The 15813-nt window shown below is 72.3% G+C and carries 18 protein-coding genes; 11 read left to right on the top strand and 7 right to left on the bottom strand.

The features are described from left to right. The first annotated feature begins 43 nt into the window (after positions 1–43). The 3 genes from SL103_RS15975 (at position 44) to SL103_RS15965 (ending at position 1758) form a co-directional block, all read left to right on the top strand. Complete coding sequence (locus SL103_RS15975; RefSeq protein ID WP_069569705.1) at positions 44–589, top strand: GNAT family N-acetyltransferase; 546 nt, start codon at positions 44–46, stop codon at positions 587–589. A 64-nt stretch (positions 590–653) separates the two neighbouring features. Further along, a complete protein-coding gene (locus tag SL103_RS15970; protein WP_069569704.1) occupies positions 654–866 on the top strand; it encodes a hypothetical protein in 213 nt (70 codons plus the stop codon). A 229-nt stretch (positions 867–1095) separates the two neighbouring features. Continuing rightward, positions 1096–1758 (top strand): DUF4232 domain-containing protein, encoded by a 663-nt coding sequence (locus tag SL103_RS15965; protein WP_079145769.1) that lies wholly within the window; start codon positions 1096–1098, stop codon positions 1756–1758. Positions 1759–1995: 237 nt separating this feature from the next. Here SL103_RS15965 and SL103_RS37840 read toward each other — a convergent pair whose 3' ends face one another. Beyond that, a complete protein-coding gene (locus tag SL103_RS37840) occupies positions 1996–2151 on the bottom strand; it encodes a hypothetical protein (protein WP_164492811.1) in 156 nt (51 codons plus the stop codon). 145 nt (positions 2152–2296) lie between these two features. On the opposite strand from SL103_RS37840, the gene SL103_RS15960 reads away from it, so the two are divergent. Then, complete coding sequence (locus SL103_RS15960) at positions 2297–2875, top strand: dienelactone hydrolase family protein (RefSeq protein ID WP_069569703.1); 579 nt, start codon at positions 2297–2299, stop codon at positions 2873–2875. Positions 2876–2955: 80 nt separating this feature from the next. On the opposite strand, the gene SL103_RS15955 is transcribed toward SL103_RS15960, so the two are convergent. Genes SL103_RS15955 through SL103_RS15945 form a run of 3 tightly spaced genes read right to left on the bottom strand, consistent with a single transcriptional unit; the run spans position 2956 to position 4953 of the window. Continuing rightward, complete coding sequence (locus SL103_RS15955; protein WP_244303920.1) at positions 2956–3663, bottom strand: maleylpyruvate isomerase family mycothiol-dependent enzyme; 708 nt, start codon at positions 3661–3663, stop codon at positions 2956–2958. Between the two features lie 22 nt (positions 3664–3685). Beyond that, the gene (locus tag SL103_RS15950; protein ID WP_069569701.1) at positions 3686–4525 is read right to left on the bottom strand and encodes an alpha/beta fold hydrolase; all 840 of its coding nucleotides are present in this window, start codon (positions 4523–4525) and stop codon (positions 3686–3688) included. Beyond that, positions 4522–4953: a helix-turn-helix domain-containing protein gene (locus SL103_RS15945; protein WP_069569700.1), complete on the bottom strand. Its 432-nt coding sequence runs from the start codon at positions 4951–4953 to the stop codon at positions 4522–4524. Before SL103_RS15945 ends, SL103_RS15950 begins: the two co-directional genes overlap by 4 nt. Positions 4954–5343: 390 nt before the next feature. Here SL103_RS15945 and SL103_RS15940 point away from each other — a divergent pair, with 390 nt between their 5' ends. Then, positions 5344–6894: a M4 family metallopeptidase gene (locus tag SL103_RS15940; protein WP_432215397.1), complete on the top strand. Its 1551-nt coding sequence runs from the start codon at positions 5344–5346 to the stop codon at positions 6892–6894. Positions 6895–7011: 117 nt separating this feature from the next. On the opposite strand, the gene SL103_RS15935 is transcribed toward SL103_RS15940, so the two are convergent. Then, the gene (locus tag SL103_RS15935) at positions 7012–8244 is read right to left on the bottom strand and encodes a carbohydrate-binding protein (RefSeq protein WP_079145768.1); all 1233 of its coding nucleotides are present in this window, start codon (positions 8242–8244) and stop codon (positions 7012–7014) included. Positions 8245–8459: 215 nt separating this feature from the next. Between SL103_RS15935 and SL103_RS15930 the strand changes: the two genes are divergently transcribed. Then, positions 8460–8837, top strand: coding sequence for a DUF2267 domain-containing protein (locus tag SL103_RS15930; RefSeq protein WP_069569698.1), 378 nt, complete (start codon positions 8460–8462; stop codon positions 8835–8837). 66 nt (positions 8838–8903) lie between these two features. On the opposite strand, the gene SL103_RS15925 is transcribed toward SL103_RS15930, so the two are convergent. After that, entirely contained in the window at positions 8904–9686 is a 783-nt protein-coding gene (locus tag SL103_RS15925) for a TetR/AcrR family transcriptional regulator (protein ID WP_069569697.1), read from the bottom strand. Positions 9687–9788: 102 nt separating this feature from the next. On the opposite strand from SL103_RS15925, the gene SL103_RS15920 reads away from it, so the two are divergent. Next, positions 9789–10175 (top strand): VOC family protein, encoded by a 387-nt coding sequence (locus SL103_RS15920; protein ID WP_069569696.1) that lies wholly within the window; start codon positions 9789–9791, stop codon positions 10173–10175. Positions 10176–10436: 261 nt separating this feature from the next. Beyond that, complete coding sequence (locus tag SL103_RS15915) at positions 10437–11459, top strand: alcohol dehydrogenase (protein ID WP_069569695.1); 1023 nt, start codon at positions 10437–10439, stop codon at positions 11457–11459. Between the two features lie 118 nt (positions 11460–11577). On the opposite strand, the gene SL103_RS15910 is transcribed toward SL103_RS15915, so the two are convergent. Then, on the bottom strand, positions 11578–12315 hold the full coding sequence (locus SL103_RS15910) for an SAM-dependent methyltransferase (RefSeq protein ID WP_069569694.1): 738 nt from the start codon (positions 12313–12315) through the stop codon (positions 11578–11580). A 185-nt stretch (positions 12316–12500) separates the two neighbouring features. On the opposite strand from SL103_RS15910, the gene SL103_RS15905 reads away from it, so the two are divergent. The 3 genes from SL103_RS15905 (at position 12501) to SL103_RS15895 (ending at position 15741) form a co-directional block, all read left to right on the top strand. Continuing rightward, positions 12501–12674, top strand: coding sequence for a CsbD family protein (locus SL103_RS15905; RefSeq protein WP_069569693.1), 174 nt, complete (start codon positions 12501–12503; stop codon positions 12672–12674). A 263-nt stretch (positions 12675–12937) separates the two neighbouring features. Further along, a complete protein-coding gene (gene lanKC, locus SL103_RS15900) occupies positions 12938–15550 on the top strand; it encodes a class III lanthionine synthetase LanKC (protein WP_069569692.1) in 2613 nt (870 codons plus the stop codon). 62 nt (positions 15551–15612) lie between these two features. Further along, the gene (locus SL103_RS15895) at positions 15613–15741 is read left to right on the top strand and encodes a SapB/AmfS family lanthipeptide (protein WP_033265003.1); all 129 of its coding nucleotides are present in this window, start codon (positions 15613–15615) and stop codon (positions 15739–15741) included. Positions 15742–15813: the final 72 nt, after the last annotated feature.

Raw genomic sequence — 15813 nt, 5'->3', positions numbered from 1 at the left:
GCGAGGATCCAGTGATCACGCACGGGCTCTGTGGAGGATGAGGATGTTCGCGATTTCCCTGGGTGACGGAGCCGAACTGCGGCCGCTGGAGCCCTGGCAGGCCGAGGAGTTCCTCGCCCACATGGACCGCGGCCGCACCTTCATCGGCCGGCACATCGGGCTCCCCGACGCCGTGACCGACCTCGATTCCGCCCGGCGCTGGCTCCAGTCGTACGCCGACAAGGCCGCTGCCGACGCCGGCCGGCTCCACGGCATCTGGCTCGACGGACTCCTCGTCGGCGGCGTCCTCTTCCGGCTCTTCGACGCGGAGACCGGCAACTGCGAGGCCGGCTGCTGGCTGGAGCCGGACGCCGCCGGGCGGGGCCTGGTCACCCGCGCGACCCGCCTGATCATCGACTGGGCGATCCGGGAACGCGGGATGCACCGGGTGGAGTGGCTGGTGTCCTCGGAGAACACCCCGAGCATCGACGTGGCCAGACGGCTCGGCATGCGCCGCGACGGTGTGCTGCGTGCGAACCATCCGTACCGGGGTGTGCGGCAGGACACCGAGGTCTGGTCGGTGCTCGCCCCCGAGTGGCGCTCCGCGTAGGACGGTGCGGAGCGGTCCGTCGCGGAAGGCGTGTCCGCGCCGGAGGCACGCCGTTATCCAGGTCGTGAATGAAACGGATCACCGCCTGCTGGCGCTGGTGGACGGCGTTGTCGACATGGACGAGGAGCGGCTGCCGCTGCTGACGCTGCGCGAGGCGCAGGCAGCCGTCGTGCTGCTGCGGCTGCTGGCCGAGAACGGGGGCGAGGGCTCCTACGCGGCGCGCCATCTGTGGGGGAATCTCGAACGGCGGCTGCCGACCGAAGGCGCGCCCACCTGAGGCGCGGACGCCCGCCGCCCGGTGCGTCGTCACCGAGGTCCACGGGACGTTAGCGCAGCATTAGCCGACCGTCAGTGTCCCTGTGAAGAGTGGGTCGTGCTCCGCAACCCCGCCCCCACCTGGCCGTACCCCACGGAATGCCAGGGGCGTTGCGCCGCCCGTCCTCCCGGGACCGGCGGATGAGTGTCTCGCAGGTTCACGCACCACGTTCGACCAGATCAGGAGCGACATGTCCCCCCATCTCACCCCGCGCCACGCACGTCACGCCGCTGCCGCGGTGCTCGCCGCCGTCGCCGCCGTCGCCCTCACCGCCTGCCAGGAAGGCAAGACCAACGGCGCCGGCGACCCGTCGGCCGCCGCCTCCCAGGGCGCCGGTTCCGGCAACGCGTCCGGCGGCACCGCGGGCAGCTCGCAGGGCACCGGCGGCGCGGGCAGCGGTCAGCCCACCGCCGCACGCAGCGCGGCGTCCGCCGACAACTCCTCGGACCGCTGCACGGCGGCGTCGATGCGGTTGCGGCTGGGCGCGCCCGACGCGGGTGCGGGCAACATCCGCTACCCGCTGGTGTTCACCAACAGCGGCAAGCAGACCTGCACCCTGCGGGGCTTCCCGGGGGTGTCGCTGCTGGCCCGGGACGCGCAGACGATCGGCAAGCCGGCCACCCGCGAGCAGGGCGCGGGCGGGCCCGTGCGGCTGGCCCCCGGCGCGAGCGCGCACGCCGTGCTGCACACCATCAACGAGGGGCTGAAGGGGTCCGGCTGCTGGAAGAGCGCGGACCTGGTCCAGGCGTACCCGCCCGGCTCCAAGGAGGCGATGACCGCGCACACTTCCGGGCTGCGGGTCTGCGGTGACGAGTTCAGCGTCACGGCCGTCGCGCCGGGCGCCTCCGGCTGACGGCGCGCCCGGCGTCTCCACGAAGACCCGCCGGTGACCACCGGCGGGTCGGCGTTCCCGCCACCACGCCGGCCTGGGGGGGGCGGCGTCCACTGCCTCACTCCGCAGATCCCAGGGCGGGCTGAGCCGGGCCGGGTACGGGCGGTGGTCGTAGCCGCACAGCGGGTTCCGCTACGCGGCCGCCGCGCCGCGCGGGATTCCGGTGGACGGCGGGTGAGTTGCCGCCGTCCACCGCCGTCATCCCTCGTCGTCCTCCAGGCTGCGCTCGCCCTCCGCCTGGGACGGCTGGGTGCGCATGGTCTCGGGGTGCCGCGGCTCGGCCGGATCCATGTCCTCTTCCAGCCGCTCGCCCTCGGCCTGCGACGGCGTCGTGTACTCGTCGTACTGACCCATGGCCGCCTCCGCAAGATCGGAACGCGTACCTACACCTTGAGCGTAACGCGTCGGCCGGCCACCGGCCCGGGCTCCGGCCGTGCGGCCCCCCGGGTCATAATCGGCGCCGCGGCGCCACCGGAGTGCCGGATACGAGGGGACCACCATGGCCGAGGTACTTCTGTTCCACCACGCACACGGGCTGACGTCCGGTGTCCGTGCGTTCGCCGGGGCGCTGGAGGCGGCCGGCCACCGTGTCCACCTCCCTGACCTGTATGAAGGGCGGGTCTTCGAGGACCTCCAGGACGGTGTCGGCCACGCCCGGGAGGTCGGGTTCGAAACGATCATCGAGCGCGGTCGGGCCGCCGCGGAGAAGCTGCCCGCCGGCCTCGTCCACCTCGGCTTCTCGCTCGGCGTGCTGCCCGCCCAGGCCCTCGCCCAGACCCGGGCCGGAGCCAGGGGCGCGCTGCTGCTGCACTCCTGCGTCCCGGTCTCGGAGTTCGGCGGCGCCTGGCCGCAGGGCGTCCCGGTCCAGATCCACGGTATGGACGCGGACGAGTTCTTCGTCGCGGACGGTGATCTCGACGCGGCTCGCGCGCTGGTCGCCTCGACGCCGGACGCCGAGTTGTTCCTCTACCCCGGCGACCGGCACCTCTTCGCCGACAGCAGCCTGCCGTCGTACGACGAGAAGGCCACGGCGCTGCTCACCGAGCGGGTGATCGGGTTCCTGGACGGCGTCCGGTAGCTGCCGCGGGCACCCGCCGGAGGGGCCCCGCGCGCAGCGGGGCCCGTGCCGTTCGGATGACGGCGTGCGGAGGGTGCCGTTCAGATCCAGTACGGGGCGTCGGGGACCGGGCCGGGGGCGGTGGTCGTCAGGGTGGCTCCGCCGGTGCGGCCGGTGAGCCAGCCGAGGAGGTCCGCCTGGGAGCCCCGGACCGTCGGACCCCCGCTGCCCAGTTCGCGGGACAGGCCGGTGTCCGTGGCCTCGATGCGCAGCGGTGGGGTGCCGTCGCGCCGGCGCTGCGCCTCGACGAGGTCGTCGATGATCCAGCGGGCGGCCTCCGGCGGTATGTCGGCGAAGGTGTAGCCGGTCGCCAAGTCGGCGTGGTGCACCTCCAGTTCGCGAAGCCGGGAGACCATCAGGGCGGCCGGTGTGCGCGGTTCGCCGGTGCGCATGCGGACTTCGTAGGTCCACGCCGCGTCGGGCAGGGAGCGCACGGCGTCGTCGAAGCGCGCGGCGCTCGCCAGGACGTCGGCCACCAGCGCGTCGACCGGGCGCCGGGCGCCGGCCTCGATCTCCGCGGCCCGGGCGTCCATCCCGGTGTACTGCGGTGTCTCCACACCGGTGCGGGCCCAGGTGAGGAGCCGGCAGAGGCTGTCGGCGGCCCGTGCCACATGGGTGATCACATGGCCGCGGGTCCACGGCGGCACCAGCGTCGCTCCGCGGATGTCCGCATCGGTGAGCGTGGTGACGGTCCGCACGAAGCGGTCCGTGGACGTGGCGATCCGGCCCAGCATCTCGGTCGTGGGCATCGCGGCCCACACCTCCTTCATGTCAGTGGCGGAGAAAGGTCAGTACGGCATCGGTCTGCCCGAGGAGCGCGTGTCCGGCCTCGGGCAGGACGCGCACGGTCGCGTGCGGGACGCAGCGGGCGGTGCGGCGGGCGGTGCCCGCGGAGTCGAACAGGGCGTCACGGCCGCCGACGGTCACCTGGACGGGCATGGCCAGGCGGCGCAGCGCGTCGTCGGGGAACACCGGCAGCCGCTCGGTGCGCGGCTTGAACTGCGCGAAGGTCAGCACGAGTTGGTCGAGGACGGCCCGGTGCTCCGGCCGGTCCAGGCCGGCGACGGCACCGGCCGACCGGCGCACCCCCCGGGCCCCCAGGGGGCGCAGCAGCAGGGCCTTGAAAAGCCACCCCATCCTCTGCCGCCCCACGCCACCGGGGCACAACAGGGCCAGGCGGTCCACCCGTTCCGGGCGCCGGGTGGCGTGGTCCAGCGCCAGCCAGCCGCCGAGGGAGGTCCCGACGAACGCGGCGCGGGTGATCCCGAGGGCCTCCAGTACGTCGTCCAGCCACCGGGCCGGGGCGTCCGAGGCGAGCGGGGGGCGGGACGGTGCGCTCAGCCCCGGCTCGCCGATGAGGTCGACGGCGTAGGTGCGGAAGTGCCGGGCCCAGGTGGTGATGTCGTCCTGCCACATCGTGGCGTTCGCCCCCGCGCCGTGCAGCAGCACCACGGGCGGCGCGTCCTCGGGCCCGGAGACCAGCACGAAGGTCTCGCCCTCGCGGGTGGGTACCCGCAGCTGCTCCGCGGGGACCGGCCAGGCGTCCAGCGCCTCGCGGTACCGCCGCTGTATCTCCTGCGCGCCCGCCTCGGACTTGTAGATCGCGCTCATGACGCGAGTACCCCCTCCATGTACTCCAACAGCCGGGCGGTGTCCCCCGGGCTCCCCAGGACGATGACCTTCATACGCGCCCGCTCCGGGTCGTGGGCCGTCTCGATCCGCAACGGCGCCCCGCCGGGACGGCCGTGGGCAGCCGCGCTCATCAGGAGGCCGGCCAGGCGACCGGCCGTCCCGGCGTCGACCGCGTCGATCTGCACGATGCTCGACACCTCGGCGTGCGGTGGCCGTCCGCCGGCCCGGCTCCCCGGAGAGGGGGCCGGACGGCCGGTGAAGGCTTCCAGGTCCTCGTGCGCGATCCGGTACTGCTTGCCGATGCGGACGGCGGGGAGCCGCCCGTCGCGGACGTAGTTGCGGACGGTGCGGACATGCAGGCCGAGGTGCTCGGCGACCTGCTCCACCGAGTAGAAGTGCTCGTTCACGAACGTACCCTAACTTCCCCTACTGGAGGGGCGATAGGGAATTTTGCGGAAAGTACGGAGTCCCTTCTTGGGGCGGGTGGGAGAGCTGTGCAGGGAGGGGGCAGCCCCATGGGCGCCTTTCGCATGCCGTTCGGACATCCTCGTTACGAAGCGGTTGAATCCGTGAATTTTTTGTTTCTTGGATGTTGAACATCTGTCAAAAAGCATCAACTCATGGCAGTCTCCCCTCGATTCACTCTTGCTCCACCGGGCACCCCACCCCTCGGCTGCCCGGCCGCTTCTTGGGACCGCGACCCCGCGGCCCACACAAGGGAGACCGAGTTGAGACGGATCTCGTCCACCCCCCGCAAGAACACCCTGCGCGCTGCCGCCCTCGTCGCCTCGGCCGCCATGGTCGCCGTCGGCGTCCAGGCCGGATCGGCCAGCGCGCAGCCGGACCGTGCGACCGGCGCGTCGGCGGTCCAGCTCTCCGCCGCTCAGCGGGCCACCGCGCTCAAGAGCGCCCAGAGCGACGCCTCCGCGACCGCCGCGAAGATCGGCCTCGGCGCACGCGAGAAGCTCGTCGTCCGGGACGTCATCAAGGACGCGGACGGCACGGTGCACACCCGGTACGAGCGCACCTTCGACGGCCTGCCCGTCCTCGGCGGCGACCTCGTCGTGCACCAGGCCAAGAACGGTGCGCACAGCGTCACCAAGGCGACCAACGCCCGTATATCCGTGGCCAGTACGGCCGCCCCGCTCGCCCCCTCCGCCGCGCGGAAGAGCGCCCTGCGCGCCGCCGCCGCGGTGAAGGACAGCAAGACAGACGCCTCCGGCACGCCGCGCAAGGTGATCTGGGCGGCCACCGGCAAGCCGGTCCTCGCCTACGAAACCGTCGTCACCGGTGTCCAGAAGGACGGCACGCCCAGCCGGCTGCACGTCATCACCGACGCCGCCACCGGCAAGAAGCTGTGGCAGAACGAGGCCATCGAGACCGGCACCGGTACCAGCACCTACAGCGGCAAGGTCGCGCTCACCACCACCAAGAGCGGAACGACCTACCAGCTCACCGACGGGGCCCGCGGCGGTCACAAGACGTACGACCTCAACCAGAAGACGTCCGGCACCGGCACGCTCTTCACCGACGCGGACGACGTTTGGGGCGGCGGGCGCCAGACCGCCGGCGTCGACGCGCACTACGGGGCGGCCGTCACCTGGGACTTCTACAAGAACACCTTCGGCCGCAACGGCATCCGCGGCGACGGCAAGGGCGCCTACTCCCGCGTCCACTACGGCAACAGCTACGTCAACGCCTTCTGGGACGACGGCTGCTTCTGCATGACCTACGGCGACGGCAGCGGCAACACCCACCCGCTGACCTCGCTCGACGTGGCTGCCCACGAGATGAGCCACGGCGTCACGGCGGCCACCGCCGGCCTCAACTACAGCGGCGAGTCCGGTGGTCTGAACGAGGCGACGTCCGACATCTTCGGCACCTCGGCCGAGTTCTACGCCAACAACTCCTCGGACCCGGGCGACTACCTCATCGGCGAGAAGATCGACATCAACGGCGACGGCACCCCGCTGCGCTACATGGACAAGCCGAGCAAGGACGGCGCCTCGGCCGACTACTGGTCCAGCACCGTCGGCAACAAGGACGTCCACTACTCGTCCGGCGTCGCCAACCACTTCTTCTACCTGCTGTCCGAGGGCAGCGGCGCCAAGGTCATCGGCGGCGTCAGCTACAACAGCCCGACCTACAACGGCTCCAAGCTCACCGGCATCGGCCGGGACAAGGCCGAGAAGATCTGGTACAAGGCCCTCACCACGTACATGACCTCCACCACCAACTACAAGGCCGCCCGCACGGCGACCCTCAAGGCGGCGGGTGATCTGTACGGCACCACGGGCACCGAGTACAAGGCGGTCGGCGCCGCCTGGACCGGTCTGAACGTGAACTAGCACCTGCGGTAACGCCCCGGCGCAGCGCGTCCCGGTACCGGCCTCACCGCCGGTACCGGGACGCGCGTACGTGTGCCGCCCGGGGGCCTTCCCGACGGGACGACCCCCGCTCGCCGGTCAGCAGGCGCCCAGGTCCTGCCAGACTCCCGAGCCGCCGGTGGAGGGCGCCTCGCCCTGCGTCCACCATCTGGCCCGCCAGGTGTGGCCCTGGTAGGAGACCGTGTCACCGCCCACGTAGACGGTGCCGGCGCCGTAAGCGGCCGCGGTGCAGCCGCCGTTGCCCGGCGGTGTCGTGGGCGGGGTGGTGGGTGGTGTGGTGGGCGGCGTCGCCCCGGCGAACCTCACCGAGTACTTGGTGAAGTCGTAGGCGCCCTGCGGAACGCTGCTGCAGGTACCGGACGTCTTGCCGTTGTTGTCCGGCGGGGAGCACTGCCGGTCGCGGTTGACGGACCAGTTCGTGAAGCGCGCCAGGTGGTGGGCGGTGGCGAAGTCCAGCACCGTCTGGAAGTCCGCCTGGGTGAAGTACTCCCCGGTGTCGCTGCGGCCGTTCATCTGCGAGATGCCCTCGTGGGCGTACGCGGTGGCCTCGTCCCAGCCGAAGGTGGACCGCAGGACGGAGTTGAAGTTGGTCAGCGCCGCGGTCTGCGACGCCGCGCCGTTGAAGCCCCCGTCGAAGGGCATGATGGAGAAGTTGTCCGGGGTGAAGGACTGGGCCTTCGCCTCGTTGAGCATCTGCTTGCCGAACCAGCCGGTGCCGTCGGCGGTGCCGGCCGTGGTGACGGAGAGGTAGATGCCGGGGTTCTTCTGCTGAAGGATCTTGGCGGCGCCGATCTCGTTGTGGATGGCCGCGGCGTTCTCGTACTCCGGCTCCTCCAGGTCGAAGTCGAGTGCCTTGAGGCCGTACTTGTCGATGGCCTGCTGGTACGCGGCGGCGGTCGCCTCGGGGGTGCCGCACGTCTGGCCGAGCTTGGTGCCGCCGTAGCCGCCGACGGAGGCCGACACGTCGCCGCCCTTCGCGCGGATCGTGGCGATCACACCGGCCACCGCGGTGTCCGAGGAGACCGGACCGGTGCCGCCCCACGTCGGCGAACAGCCGCCGCCGTTCGGGGCCAGCAGGAAGGCGAGCTGGAACGCCTTGAGGCCGGTGGCGTCCATGACGGCCGCTGCGTCCGGCGGGTCGTTGTCGAGCGGCATGAGGTAGGGCGCCGCCGCGTACCAGTTGCTGCCCACGGCCTCCCGGGCCGGAGCGGCGGCACCGTGGCCGGTGGCGAGGGCCGTACCGGCCGCCACCAGTGCGAGGCAGGCCGCCGAGGCGACGGCGGCGAAGGTTCTGACGTTTCGAGGTGGCACATGCCCTCCCGCGGGGCGAAAGTGGTCCAGACCAATCACCCACAGCCTGATCGCTCGTCGCGTACGCGTCAACACTTTGGACTGGACCAGTGCACAACCGCAGGCGGAGCGGGTGCGGCCGCCGTCGCGGCGCCTCGCACGCGGGAGGGGGGCGTGGCAAGGTGGTGGGTGAGGTTGCCTCCCTCGCCCATCCCGATTCCGCAGAGGAGGCCCACATGGACGACAAGGAGTTCTTCCGCGCGGTGGCGGAGCGCTCGGGACTCTCCCGACAGGAAGCGGCCGATCTCACCCGTGCCACCCTCGACACGCTCGGGCACCGTCTGAGCGGCGGCGAAGCCCGCGATCTGGCCCTCGAACTTCCCGAGCCGCTGCGTGGCTCGCTCCAGGCCGGACAGGGGGAGATGGAGATCTTCGGCCCCGCCGAGTCGATCCGCAGGGTGGGCGTGCACACCGGGCTGACCGAGCCGGAGGCCGCCCGGGGCGTCCGGGCGGTCCTCAGCACCCTCCAGGAAGCCGTCTCGCAGAAGGAGTTCGCGCACGCCATGTCGCAACTCGGCAAGGAGTACGCGCAGTTGGTGGAGGCCACCCGCTGAGCGGATCGCCGGCCCGGCCGAGGGCCCGGGGGTTCGGCGGACGGTGACCTGCGGACGCGTGACCGGCTACGGGGTGTCCGCGGAATCCTCGCAACCGGCCAGGTGGGCGAGACCGTCCAGGATGCACCGCAGTCCGAAGTCGAAGGCATGGTCAGGGCTGTACATGCCCTGGTGAGCGGCGCCCGCGGCGCTTCCGACACGGGCAGCCAGGGGGAACCGGTCGGGATCGAAGACCTTGGCCAGGAGTGGTGCGTTGGCGGCCCACCACTGCTGGTCGGACATCGCGCTGTCGCGGGCGGCGGCCCGGGCGGCAAGGTTTCCACGGGCGACGGACTGGACGAAGTCCAGAACGAGAGTGAGCGCCGCGTCCCTCTCCACGTCGTCGAGCCCCAGGCCGTCGAAGGCGGCCAGTTCGTGTTCGTACTTGGTCATGAGGCCGGGACCCAGCGGCGGACGCGCGGTGAGCACGGTCGCCACCCAGGGGTGGCGGTCGTACAGGGCGCGGTTCTCGTCCGCGACCGCCGCCACCCTCGTGCGCCACGGATCCGCCGATCGGTCGCTGCGCGGCATCTGCAGGTACACGGCGTCCAGCATGAGGTCGAGCAGTTCCGTCTTGCCCGGGACGTAGGTGTAGAGCGTCATCGGCGTCACGCCCAACCGCTGGGCGATGCCGCGCATGGTCAGGGCCTCCAGGCCGTCGGCGTCGGCGAGTTCGACGGCGACCCGGACGACGGCGTCGACCGTCAGACCCTGCTTCGGGCCGCGGCGGGAATCCCCGTGTCCGGGTTCGCGCCACAGCAGTTCCAGGATGCGGGCCGGATCGCTCGTGCCCCTGTGTTCCTTGGCCATGGGCCCCATTCTTCCTGCTGAGTTCCTCGCCCCCTCCCGTAAAACTCTATACGCGGTACAATGTACGACGTACAGAGATATCCCCCAGCCCAGGAGCAGGTCATGAACATCACCTCCAGCGCCCTCTCCCTGACCGTTGACGACGTTCCCGCCTCCGCCGCATTCCTGGTCAAGCACTTCGGCTTCCAAGAAGCCATGGCCGCCGACGGCTTCGCCTCGCTGGCCCGCGAGGACGCGCCCAACGTGATCTTTCTCCGGCGCGGCATCGAGGTCCTGCCCGAAGGCTTCCGGGACCAGCGTGCCGCCGGCGTGATCATCGCGTTCACCGTGGCCGATCTGGACGCCGAGTTCGAGCGGCTCAGCAGCGAGGGCGCCCCCATCACCATGCCGCTGCGTGAGGAGCCGTGGGGCGAACGCCTCTTCCAGGTCACCGACCCGAACGGTGTCATCCTCCAGCTCGTCGCCTGGGCCGGCCCCGAGCACCGGTGACGGCCACGGGCCGGCCGCACCGCCGGCGGTCGGCCCGCCGCCGTTCGGGCCTCCGGCACCGCCCGTGCCCCCGGCACCTGTCACCCGGTCGGCGGAGCCGGGGCGGGCGGGCCGCGGTGCCGGAGGGTCCGGCCGGGTCCGCCCCCGTGCGGTGGGCGGACGACATCGGCCGGGTGCCGGTCCGTCCCGCCCGGCGCGCGTCCTCGGACCGGAACTGGTCTGCTGGGTCGGGGGATCGTCGTGCACCCGGGAGAGGTCCAGATGAGCGCCTATCGAGTCGCGCAGGTCGCCGCCGCGGGCGGGTCGTTCGAGGTCGTCGAGCGGGAGGTGCCGCGGCCGGGCGCCGGTCAGGTACGGCTGGCGGTGGAGGCGTGCGGGATCTGCCACAGTGACGCCCTCTTCGTCGAGGCCGTGCTGCCGGGCGTGCGGTTCCCGCTGGTCCCCGGGCACGAGATCGCCGGCCGCATCGACGAGATCGGCGCGGCGACGCCGGGCGACTGGCAGGTGGGCGACCGGGTGGTGGTGGGCTGGTTCGGCGGCAGCTGCCACTCCTGCACACCCTGCCGCCGGGGCGACTTCGTCGTGTGCGAGAACCTGAAGGTCCCCGGCTGGGCGTACGACGGCGGGTTCGGCGAGACGGTGATCGCACCGGCCGACGCCCTGGCCCGCATCCCCGACACGGTCCCGGCCACCGAGGCGGGGCCGATGGCCTGCGCCGGCGTGACCACGTTCAACGGTCTGCGGCGCAGCTCCGCGCGACCGGGCGACCTGGTCGCCGTCCTCGGCATCGGCGGCCTCGGCCACCTGGGTGTGCAGTACGCGGCCGCCATGGGCTTCGAGACCGTGGCCCTCGCCCGCGGCGCCGACAAGGCGGACTTCGCCCGGCAACTCGGCGCGCACCACTACATCGACACCACGGCCGGCACCCCCGTCGCGGACGCCCTGCAGGCGCTCGGCGGCGCCAAGGCCGTACTGGCCACCGCCGCCAACTCGCAGGCCATCACCTCCACGGTGGAGGGGCTGTCGCCGCGGGGTGAGCTGATCGTCGTCGGTGCGGACACCGCACCCCTGGGGATCAGCCCCGCCCAGCTGCTCATGCAGGGCAAGGTCGTCCGCGGCCATCCGTCCGGCACCGCGCAGGACGTGCAGGAGACCATGGCGTTCAGTGCCCTGCACGGGATCCGCCCGATGATCGAGACCGTGCCGCTCGACCGGGCCGACGAGGCGTACCGGAAGATGCTGTCCGGCGCCGCCCGCTTCCGGATGGTCCTCACCACGGGCTGACGTGCCCGCGGACGGCGGGGCGGGCATGCGGACCGCGGTCTGCCGCCACTGCCGCGCCGCCGGGGAGGGCCGCATCGATGGCGGCCCCTACTCCCCGGGGCGCGTGCCGCGGGGTCGGTCAGTCGGCCGTCCGGCGGAGGAGCAGGGTGACGAAACCCCAGGTGTCGCGGTAGCTCCGCAGCCACTCGGAGCGCCGGGTGGCGGCCATCGCCAGCGCCCGTGGGCCGTCCGGGTCGGTGGGACGGTCCAGGCCCCACGCGGCCAGGGTCCCCCAGCAGGCCCATTCGTAGGCGTCCAGCTCCTGTCGCGAGCTCACGTGCCCGTGGACGGGGGTCCAGCCGTCGGCGACGACGCGGTCCACGGTGCTCGCCAGGTCGGTGAAGTCCCCGAGCATCTCGACGGCTTCCGGCGACGGCGGGTGTTCCCAGAACCCGTCACCGATCAGGACCTGACCGCCGGGCGCCAGGTGCGCGCGGGCCGCGGCGAGCGTGGGCAGCAGACCGCCGAAGGCATGCGCGGCCCCGACGCTGAGCACCAGGTCGAACGGGTCCGGGGAGACGAAGTCCGCGGCCGCTCCGTGGTGGAGGACGAGGCGCTCCCCGAGGCCGCGGCGATCGGCCGCCTCCCGGGCCTGCGTCAGCGCGTCGTCGGAGATGTCCACTCCCACGGCGTGCAGTTGGGGGCCGGTGGCCAAGGCGCGCAGCAGCCATTCGGCGCTGCCGCAGCCGAGGTCGAGCAGCCGCTCGTCGCCGCGCGGTGTGCCGCGTTCCAGCAACCGGCGCACGGATGCGTCGTCGAGCGGAGCCTTGATCGGGTGCCCGGAGTGGGCGATGCGGGACATCTGTTCGCGATTCACCGGCGCAGCCTGGCAGCATCCCCGGTGGCCCGCATCTGGTTATTCGTCAGGCCCCGGCTCATCGGCGGGTGCCGGACGGCAGCAGGACGCCGACGGGGCGCCGGGCGGCGGGCGGGTTTGTGCGGTGTCGCCCCGGGCAGGCGGATCTTTGTCAAGGAACGGCTCAACAGCAAGGGAGCACGACCATGACCGCCGAGAAGAAGACGTCCGCCAAGGCCGACCAGCTCAAGGGCGCCGTGAAGGAAACCCTCGGGCGCGCGGTGGGCAACGAGCGGATGACCGCCGAAGGACGCGCGGAGCGCGCCAAGGGCGATATGCGGCAGGCCGGCCACAAGGCCCAGGACGCCCTGAAGCGATGAGGGCGCCCCGCAGCCACTTCGGCAGCTGCGACCGTGCATGCAGAGACTGAGGCGATGGCCCGGCGGATCCTCCCGCCGGGCCATCGCCGTCTCCGCCCCGGCCCGCGGTGCGCACCGGCGGCGCATCCCCGCGGCGGCCCCTTCCGAGCCCGCCGCCCCTTTACATAAAACGTGCATTCTTCACGACCTCGTCGTGACATCCATGACTGTTTCACCCCTCCGCGCCGTGACAGCGTGGTCACGTCACCGGCCGAGGGAGTGCGATGAACAAGGGGTACGCGGTCTTCTGCGACGCAGACCGGCAGTTCTACGACGCTCCGCACCGCCTTCCCTCGGACAAGGAGGGCCGCGGCGCCCTGTACCCCGTACTGCGCCGGGAGTTGCCCGGCGGCTGGCAGCGCCACCGGTCGGGTGACTGGCTGGCGTTCCGTCCACTGGACCGGGAACTGCCCAGCCAGGGCTGGAAAATACATGTCTCCGCCTGCCTGGACAATGCCGAGCGGATCCTGGAGAAGGTCTGGGACTACTGCGTCCCCCGCTCGGTGGCGTTCAAGTGCATGCCGAGCCGCTATCTGCTGCACATACGCAACGCCAAGTACACCGACCGGGGCGCCAGCGGGAAGTTCGTCACCGTCTACCCGGCCGACGCGGAACAGTGCCGCGTCATCGCCGAGGAGCTGAACGCCCTGCTGGCCGGCGAGTCCGGTCCGTACATCCTCAGCGATCTGCGCTGGGGCACCGGCCCGGTGTACGTGCGCTACGGCAGCTTCACCGAGCGGCACTGCTACGACGACAAGGGCGAACTCTGCCCCGCGATCGAGGACGACCGGGGACGGCTGGTCCCCGACCGCCGGGAACCCGCGTTCCGGGTCCCGGAGTGGGTCGACCTCCCGGACTTCCTCAAGCCCCACCTGGACGCCCGCTCCGCCACCACGGTCTCCGACCTGCCGTACGCGATAGAGCGGGCCCTGCACTTCTCCAACGGCGGCGGTGTCTACGTCGGCCGGGACCTGCGGACCGAGCGCCGGGTGGTGCTCAAGGAGGGGCGTCCGCACGCCGGCCTGGCCGCGGACGGAGCGGACGCCGTGACGCGGCTGGCGCGTGAACGGGACGCCCTGCGGCGGCTGTCCGGGCTGGGCTGCGCCCCCGAGGTCCTGGACTGGTTCACGCTCGGGGAGCACACCTTCCTGGTGCTGGAGTACATCGAGGGCCGGCCGCTCAACAGCTTCTTCGCGCACCGCCATCCGCTGATCGAGGCCGATCCGTCCGCGGAGCGGCTGGCCGAGTACACGCAGTGGGCGCTGCGCGTCCACCGGCTCGTGGAGGAGGCCGTCGAGGCGATCCACGCGCGGGGCGTGGTCTTCAACGACCTGCATCTGTTCAACATCATGCTGTCCGAGGACGAGTCCTCGGTGGTGCTGCTGGACTTCGAAGCCGCCTCCGTCGACGACCCGGCCAGCCGGCAGGTGATCGCCAACCCCGGCTTCGTCGCCCCCGCCGACCGGCGCGGCGCGGACGTCGACCGCTACGCCCTGGCCTGTCTGCGGCTGGCCCTGTTCCTGCCGCTGACCAGCCTGTTCGCGGTGGACCGGCACAAGGCCCGGCATCTGGCGCGGATCGCCGCTGAGCAGTTCCCGGTGCCACGGGAATTCCTCGACGCGGCGGTCACGGAGATCCTGCGCGGCCACCCCGTCCCGCACCCGCCGGCGTCCGCCCAACCACCCTCCACCGACGCCTACTTACCCGTCGCGCTCGGCGACTGGCCCCGGAGCAGGGACAGCGCGGTGCGGGCCGTGCTCGCCTCGGCCACCCCCGAGCGGGAGGACCGGCTCTTCCCCGGTGACATCGCCCAGTTCGCCACGGCGGGCGGCGGGACCTGCTTCGCCTATGGCGCGGCCGGCGTCCTGTACGCGCTCGACGCGACCGGCGCCGAGCGATGTCCGGACGCCGAGGAATGGCTGCTGCAACGGACGAAGACCCCCGCGTCGGGCAGCCCGTTGGGCTTCTACGACGGGCTCTCCGGTGTGGCCTGGGTCCTCGACCGGCTCGGGCACCGCGAACGGGCCCTGGATCTCGTCGATCTCGTCACCGCGCAGGACTGGCAGGACATCGCACCCGACCTGCACAGCGGACTGGCCGGGGTGGGACTGGCGCTGGACGCGCTGGCCGGGTCCACCGGGGAGAGCGCCGCCCGGGACCAGGCGCTGCGCTGCGCGGAGCTGGTCGCCCACCGACTCCGCTCCGCGGCACCGCCCACCGCCCCCGCCGACGGGACCACGGCACCGTCCCGCGCCGGGCTGCTGCACGGCGACAGCGGAGCCGCGCTGCTCTTCCTGCGGCTGTACGAACGCACCGGCGACGGCGCGCTGCTGGATCTGGCCGCCGAGGCGCTGCGCCGCGACCTGGCCCGGTGCGTACGGAGCGCGGGCGGCACCCTGCAGGTCAACGAGGGCTGGCGGACCATGCCGTATCTCGGCGCCGGCAGCGTGGGCATCGGCATGGTGCTCGACGACTACCTCGTCCACCGGCCGGACGACGCGTTCGCGGCGGCGCGGGACGAGATCGTCCAGGCCGCCCAGGCCAAGTTCTACGCCCAGCCCGGCCTGTTCCGCGGTGCGGCCGGCATGGTGCTGTACCTGAGCCGCACCACCGCCACCGGCCCGGGCACCGACGCCGCCGACCTGCACCGCCAGATCGAGTCCCTCTCCTGGGGGGCCGTTCCCTACCGAGGCCATCTGGCCTTCGCCGGGGAGCAGATGATGCGGCTCTCCATGGACCTGAGCACCGGCACCGCCGGATGCCTGCTCGCTCTGGGCAGCGCGCTGCACGACTCACCCGTGCACCTGCCCTTCCTCCCGCCGCTGCGGCGGCCCTGAAGCCGGCCCCGTCCGGGGCCGTAAAAGAAAAGCACTCCCGTCCCCTTACGAAAGGAATCATCATGTCGCTTCTCGACCTGCAGACGATGGAGACCCCGAAGCCCGAGGGCACCGAGGAGCTGCACACCGGCAGCCGGGCGAGCCTCCTCCTCTGCGGTGACAGCAGCCTGAGCGTCACCACCTGTAACTGACCGCCTGCCGCAGCGGGGCCCCCAGTCCCGCGACGGCACGGTGAGAGGGGCCCCGCGCAGCACCGGCTGCGC

It is taken from the genome of Streptomyces lydicus (genome assembly GCF_001729485.1).
Classification (GTDB): Bacteria; Actinomycetota; Actinomycetes; order Streptomycetales; family Streptomycetaceae; genus Streptomyces; species Streptomyces lydicus_D.
Note: the sequence above shows the minus strand (reverse complement) of the source record. Positions and strands in the feature narration are given on the sequence as shown.

Excerpts from the sequence above, each read along its gene's own strand:
- SL103_RS15925 (WP_069569697.1), bottom strand. The coding sequence starts at position 9,686 with ATGGCCAAGGAACACAGGGGCACGAGCGATCCGGCCCGCATCCTGGAA.
- SL103_RS15965 (WP_079145769.1), top strand. The coding sequence starts at position 1,096 with ATGTCCCCCCATCTCACCCCGCGCCACGCACGTCACGCCGCTGCCGCG.
- SL103_RS15955 (WP_244303920.1), bottom strand. The coding sequence starts at position 3,663 with ATGCCCACGACCGAGATGCTGGGCCGGATCGCCACGTCCACGGACCGC.
- SL103_RS15895 (WP_033265003.1), top strand. The coding sequence starts at position 15,613 with ATGTCGCTTCTCGACCTGCAGACGATGGAGACCCCGAAGCCCGAGGGC.
- SL103_RS15960 (WP_069569703.1), top strand. The coding sequence starts at position 2,297 with ATGGCCGAGGTACTTCTGTTCCACCACGCACACGGGCTGACGTCCGGT.
- SL103_RS15950 (WP_069569701.1), bottom strand. The coding sequence starts at position 4,525 with ATGAGCGCGATCTACAAGTCCGAGGCGGGCGCGCAGGAGATACAGCGG.
- SL103_RS15930 (WP_069569698.1), top strand. The coding sequence starts at position 8,460 with ATGGACGACAAGGAGTTCTTCCGCGCGGTGGCGGAGCGCTCGGGACTC.
- SL103_RS15940 (WP_432215397.1), top strand. The coding sequence starts at position 5,344 with ATGGTCGCCGTCGGCGTCCAGGCCGGATCGGCCAGCGCGCAGCCGGAC.
- SL103_RS15905 (WP_069569693.1), top strand. The coding sequence starts at position 12,501 with ATGACCGCCGAGAAGAAGACGTCCGCCAAGGCCGACCAGCTCAAGGGC.
- lanKC (WP_069569692.1), top strand. The coding sequence starts at position 12,938 with ATGAACAAGGGGTACGCGGTCTTCTGCGACGCAGACCGGCAGTTCTAC.
- SL103_RS37840 (WP_164492811.1), bottom strand. The coding sequence starts at position 2,151 with ATGGGTCAGTACGACGAGTACACGACGCCGTCGCAGGCCGAGGGCGAG.
- SL103_RS15915 (WP_069569695.1), top strand. The coding sequence starts at position 10,437 with ATGAGCGCCTATCGAGTCGCGCAGGTCGCCGCCGCGGGCGGGTCGTTC.
- SL103_RS15975 (WP_069569705.1), top strand. The coding sequence starts at position 44 with ATGTTCGCGATTTCCCTGGGTGACGGAGCCGAACTGCGGCCGCTGGAG.
- SL103_RS15920 (WP_069569696.1), top strand. The coding sequence starts at position 9,789 with ATGAACATCACCTCCAGCGCCCTCTCCCTGACCGTTGACGACGTTCCC.